Genomic DNA, 5,218 nt, shown 5'->3' with positions numbered 1-5,218 from the left:
TTGAAACGTCTGGTCGCGGGCGGTACCCAGCTTCGGCCCTTCACCAACGAAGTGCTGGAAGCCTGCCTGAAGGCGACCAATGAATTGTGGGCGGAAATTTCCGCGAAGAATGCCGACTTCAAGAAATCGATCGATTCGATGCAGGCCTACCGCTCCGATCAGTATCTGTGGTGGCAGGTCGCCGAATATACCTTCGACAGCTTCATGATCCGCTCGCGCACCCGCGGCTAATTGTCCATTTAAGCGTGCCTAGAGGCCCGGCGTCGCAAGACGCCGGGCTTTTTGCGTTGCGAAATGAGATCGGCATGGAAATCCGAAGCCGGATGTTTCATGCTTTGGCGGCCAAAGGCCTCGCTACGAAGGCCGGCACACATCATCAAAAAGGGGAAGGGCATTCAATGAAACGTCGTGAGTTTATCAAGGTCACCGGGTTAGGCGCCGCGGCAGCGGCGAGCATTGCAGCTCCTGCCATTGCGCAATCGATGCCGGAGCTGAAATGGCGGATGACGACGAGCTGGCCGAAATCGCTCGACACGCTGCATGGCGGGGCCGAGATCATGGCGAAGGTCGTTGGCGAGGCCACCGACAACAAATTTCAGATTCAGACTTTTGCGGCCGGTGAAATCGTGCCGGGCTTGCAGGTACTCGATGCCGTGCAGAACGGCACCGTCGAGATGGGCCACACCGCGTCCTATTATTACTTCGGCAAGGATGCGGCTTTCACCTTCGGCTCGTCGATTCCCTTCGGACCGAATTCACGCCTCAATCAGGCGTGGTTCATGTTTGGCGGCGGCAAGGAGATCCTCAACGAGTTCTACAAGAACTATAACTTTACCTCGCTGCTCGCCGGAAACACCGGGTGCCAAATGGGCGGCTGGTTCCGCAAGGAAGTCACGTCCGTTGCCGACCTGCAAGGGTTGAAGTTCCGCATCGGAGGCTTTGCGGGACGCGTCATGCAGAAGCTTGGCTGCGTGCCGCAGCAGCTTGCGGGCGGCGACATCTATCCGGCACTGGAGAAGGGCACCATCGATGCCGCCGAATGGGTCGGCCCCTATGACGACGAGAGGCTCGGCTTCTACAAGGTCGCTCCGCATTACTACTTCCCGGGATGGTGGGAGGGCGGTCCGATGTTGCTGGCGATCGTCAATCTCGAAAAATGGAACGCACTGCCGAAATACTATCAGGCCATCCTCGAGCAGGCGGGCCATTACGCCAACAACTGGATGATGGCAAAATACGACGCGCAGAATCCGACCGCCTTGCGCAAGCTGTTGGCGAACGGCACCAAGCTGCATCCATTTCCGCAGCCGGTGATGGAAGCCTCCTTCAAAGCGGCCAAGGAACTGCACAGCGAGGTCGCCGCGACGAATGCCAATTTCAAGAAGATGTACGAATCGCTGATGTCGTTTACGAATAGCGGGTATCAGTGGTTCCAGGTCGCCGAAGTCGGCTACGACAATTTCATGGCGCGGCATTCGCAGAGCTAGCGCCGCTCAGGATGCAGTTGGACAAAACAGTAAAAACCCCGAAGCGATGCTTCGGGGTTTCGCATTTTGCATCGAGCGCTATTGCTTTCGCGCCGGGCCGAAGTCGAGCGGCGGCAGGTCGATCTGCGGAATCTCGATCTTGATCTTGTTCAGATCGACATTGAGCGGCTTGTCGAGCAGGCCGGTCACGGTGACCGGGAAAGCAATCACAAGCGCCACCATGATCGCCTGCAAGCCGATCCATGGCATCGCGCCCCAATAGATGTCGGAGCTCTTGACTTCCTTGGGCGCCACGCCGCGCAGGTAGAACAGCGCGAAGCCGAACGGCGGATGCAGGAACGAGGTCTGCATGTTCACGCACAGCATGACGCCGAACCAGATCAGGGCTGCGTCAGCGCCCACCACTGGCGCCAGAACCTTCTGCGCGACCGGCGCGATCATCGGCAGGATGATGAAGGCGATCTCGAAGAAATCCAGGAAGAACGCCAGGAAGAAAATGAAGAGGTTGATGAAGATCAGGAATCCCCAGACACCGCCCGGCAATGAGGTGAGCAGATGCTCAAGCCAGACGCCGCCGGAAACCCCGAGAAACACCACCGAGAAACAGGTCGAGCCGATCAGGATGAAGGTGACCATGCAGGTGATGCGCATGGTGGTCTGGTAGCCCTGCTTGATCAGGTCCCGCAGTTCGGGAATGCGCACGGCCTCGAGGCAAATCCAGAGCACCGCAAGATAGGTGATGGCGAAGGCGAGCTTGAAGAAAAGGCCTTCGGTAATGAAGATTCCGATGATGGTGCCGATGCCGCCGGCAATGATGCCGATGATGGTGATCTTGTTGCCGGCTGTCGAAAATTCCTTGTGATGGATCGCGGCGAGCACGATCGCGCCGACCGCGCCCATAGCGCCGGCTTCCGTCGGCGTCGCCAGGCCCATCATCATGGTGCCGAGCACCACGAAGATCAGCACGGCGGAGGGGATGATGCCCATCAGGCACTTCTTCCACAGCGCCCAGCCGGTCAGCGTGCGCGCTTCCTTTGGCACCGGCGGCACGTGATCCGGCTTGATCAGGCCGAGCACGAACGTGTAGCCGGCAAACAGCATGATCTGGAACACCGAGGGGCCCCAGGCGCCGAGATACATGTCGCCGACCGACTTGCCGAGCTGGTCGGCGAGCACGATCAGCACCAGCGAGGGCGGCACCAGCTGGGTGATGGTGCCGGATGCCGCGAGCACGCCGGTGATGTAGCGCATGTTGTAGCCGTAGCGCATCATGACCGGCATCGAGATCAGCGCCATGGCGATGACCTGCGCCGCCACGGTGCCGGTGATGGCGCCAAGGATGAAGCCGACGATGATCACGGAGTAGCCGAGACCGCCGCGAATTGGGCCGAACAACTGCCCCATCGAGTCGAGCATGTCCTCGGCGAGCCCGCATCGCTCCAGAACCGAGCCCATGAAGGTGAAGAAGGGGATGGCGAGCAGCAGCTCGTTGGAGAGAACGCTGCCGAACACGCGGCCGGGAATCGCCTGCAGGAAGTTCAGGTCGAAAAAGCCGAGATGAATGGCGAGAAAGCCGAACGACAGCCCGACGGCGGCCAGCGTGAACGCGACCGGGAATCCGATCAGCATGGCGACTACCAGGCCGCTGAACATCAGCGGCGGCATCATCTCCAGCGTAATCATTGTGTCGGCCTCTCGTATTTCGCGTCGATCGTGACCTCGCCACGCAGCGCGGCGATGCGCTTGATGACCTCCGAGACGCCTTGCAGCGCGAGCATCGCGAAGCCGGACGGGATCACGAACTTGATGGGCCAGCGAACAAGCCCGCCGGCATTGCCGGACATTTCACCCACCGCATAGGCCTGCATGAAGAACGGCCAGGACAGATAAGCGAGCAGCAGGCAGGACGGTATCAGGAAGAACAGCGTGCCGATCAGGTCGAGCCAGAGCTGACCGCGCTCGGAGAGAAACAGATAGAAGATCTCGACCCGAACGTGCTCGTTGCGCTTGAACGTGTAGGACGCGCCGAACATGACCAGAATCGCAAACATGTACCACTGCAGCTCGAGCCAGCCGTTCGAGCTGTAATCGAAGGCGTAGCGGATCATGGCGTTGCCAGCGCTCACAACGACGGCGGCAAGCACCAGAAAATTGCAGATGTATCCGATCTTCTCGTTGATGGCGTCGATCGCGTTGCTCAGTGCCAGCAATGGACGCATCACGCTCCCCCCGGTGGCCATCAAACTTCGCTCGGCACCTTTGCAGAGGTCAAATTGATTCCGCGTACAAGCGATCGCAACGACAATACTCCCCCAAAACCGCGCTTCAGCCGTCTTCGCTCGCCAATGGGAGCTGCGGTCTTTCGAAGCGCGAAGCCGGCCGCACCATTTCAGCGTGTCATGGCGCCGTCAATTGGAAAATCGGCAAATTGACGAAACATCAAGCGCTTGCGGGACGAACGGCGCTGCCGTTTCAACCGCCGGTAACGCTCATATGCCTGCCGACGCTGGGCCGGTTGTGCCGGCGGTCGATGATGAAATCGTGGCCCTTCGGCTTGGTCCCGATGGCGCGGTCGATTGCCGCCGCGAGAAGGGTGTTGTCGGCGGAAGCGCGAAGCGGCTTGCGCAGATCGGACGCGTCCTCATGTCCGAGGCAGGTATGCAGCGTTCCGGTGCAGGTGATGCGCACGCGGTTGCACGCCTCGCAGAAATTGTGCGTCATCGGCGTGATGAAACCGAGTTTGCCGCCGGTCTCGTGGATCCGCACATAGCGCGCCGGTCCACCTGATGTCTCGTCGAGGTCGCTCATCGTGTACCGCTGCGCAAGACGCGCGCGCACCAGCGACAGCGGCACATACTGATCGATCCGCCCGACGCCGATGTCGCCCATCGGCATCACCTCGATCAGCGTCAGTCCCATGCCCTTGCCGTGCGCCCATTCCATCAACGAGGGGATTTCGTCCTCGTTCAACCCTTTCAGGGCAACGGCATTGATTTTGACCGCAAGACCGGCGGCGCGCGCCGCTTCGATGCCGGCCAGAACCTTATCCAGATCGCCCCAGCGGGTGATGGCGCGGAACTTGGCGGGATCGAGCGTATCCAGCGACACGTTGATGCGGCGAACGCCGCAATCGGCGAGTTCGCCGGCAAAACGGGCGAGCTGCGACCCGTTGGTCGTCAGCGTCAGTTCGTCAAGCGCGCCCGAGCCGAGATGGCGCGACAGCGAACGCACCAGCGATATCACGTTGCGCCGGACCAGCGGCTCGCCGCCGGTCAACCGCAGCTTTCGCACGCCCTTGGCGATAAAAGCCGAGCAGAGCCGGTCGAGTTCTTCCAGCGTCAGGAGATCGGCCTTCGGCAGGAAGGTCATGTCCTCGGACATGCAATAGAAGCAGCGCAGGTCGCAGCGATCGGTGACAGAGACACGCAGGTACGTGATCGTCCGGCCGAAAGGATCGGTCATCGGGCCCAACAGCGACGCGGGCGAGGGAGACAGGGCTACAGTCATCAAGTGCCTTCGGGCTTACGGGCCGCTAGCGTGGCTGTTCAAACGTCCGCACGGCCATGCGTCGAGCTTGTGGCCACGCGCAACAGAGCGATCATTCCAATCTATGCACCTCGGGCTGGCAGCACAATCGGGCAATTTGCGCCTGTTGTGCAGTGCGGGCCGTCAGCGTTGAGGCGCCGCGGCTTGACCGGGGTTGGGGAACGCCGGATCGGCGGGCGCTGCGC

Annotated in this window: 4 protein-coding genes and 1 pseudogene; 2 read left to right on the top strand and 3 right to left on the bottom strand. The window is 60.8% G+C overall.

Features of this window, described 5'->3' with window-relative positions; genetic code table 11:
- Together WB528_RS22555 and WB528_RS22550 are read left to right on the top strand one after the other, a co-directional pair.
- Nucleotides 1-231: pseudogene (locus WB528_RS22555) on the top strand (ABC transporter substrate-binding protein); the annotation flags it as partial.
- 167 nt (nucleotides 232-398) lie between these two features.
- Nucleotides 399-1,487, top strand: coding sequence for a TRAP transporter substrate-binding protein (locus tag WB528_RS22550; RefSeq protein ID WP_423890830.1), 1,089 nt, complete (start codon nucleotides 399-401; stop codon nucleotides 1,485-1,487).
- Nucleotides 1,488-1,565: 78 nt separating this feature from the next.
- Here the strand turns inward: WB528_RS22550 and WB528_RS22545 are convergent, their stop codons facing one another.
- The 3 genes from WB528_RS22545 to moaA form a co-directional block, all read right to left on the bottom strand.
- Nucleotides 1,566-3,170, bottom strand: coding sequence for a TRAP transporter large permease (locus WB528_RS22545; protein WP_423890828.1), 1,605 nt, complete (start codon nucleotides 3,168-3,170; stop codon nucleotides 1,566-1,568).
- The gene (locus WB528_RS22540) at nucleotides 3,167-3,706 is read right to left on the bottom strand and encodes a TRAP transporter small permease subunit (RefSeq protein ID WP_423890825.1); all 540 of its coding nucleotides are present in this window, start codon (nucleotides 3,704-3,706) and stop codon (nucleotides 3,167-3,169) included. The genes WB528_RS22545 and WB528_RS22540 overlap by 4 nt, the downstream gene beginning before the upstream one ends.
- A gap of 253 nt (nucleotides 3,707-3,959) precedes the next feature.
- Nucleotides 3,960-4,994 (bottom strand): GTP 3',8-cyclase MoaA, encoded by a 1,035-nt coding sequence (moaA, locus tag WB528_RS22535; protein WP_423890824.1) that lies wholly within the window; start codon nucleotides 4,992-4,994, stop codon nucleotides 3,960-3,962.
- Between the last annotated feature and the right edge of the window lie 224 nt (nucleotides 4,995-5,218).

The organism is Bradyrhizobium sp. (assembly GCF_049586575.1).
Taxonomy (GTDB): Bacteria; Pseudomonadota; Alphaproteobacteria; order Rhizobiales; family Xanthobacteraceae; genus Bradyrhizobium.
Note: the sequence above shows the minus strand (reverse complement) of the source record. Positions and strands in the feature narration are given on the sequence as shown.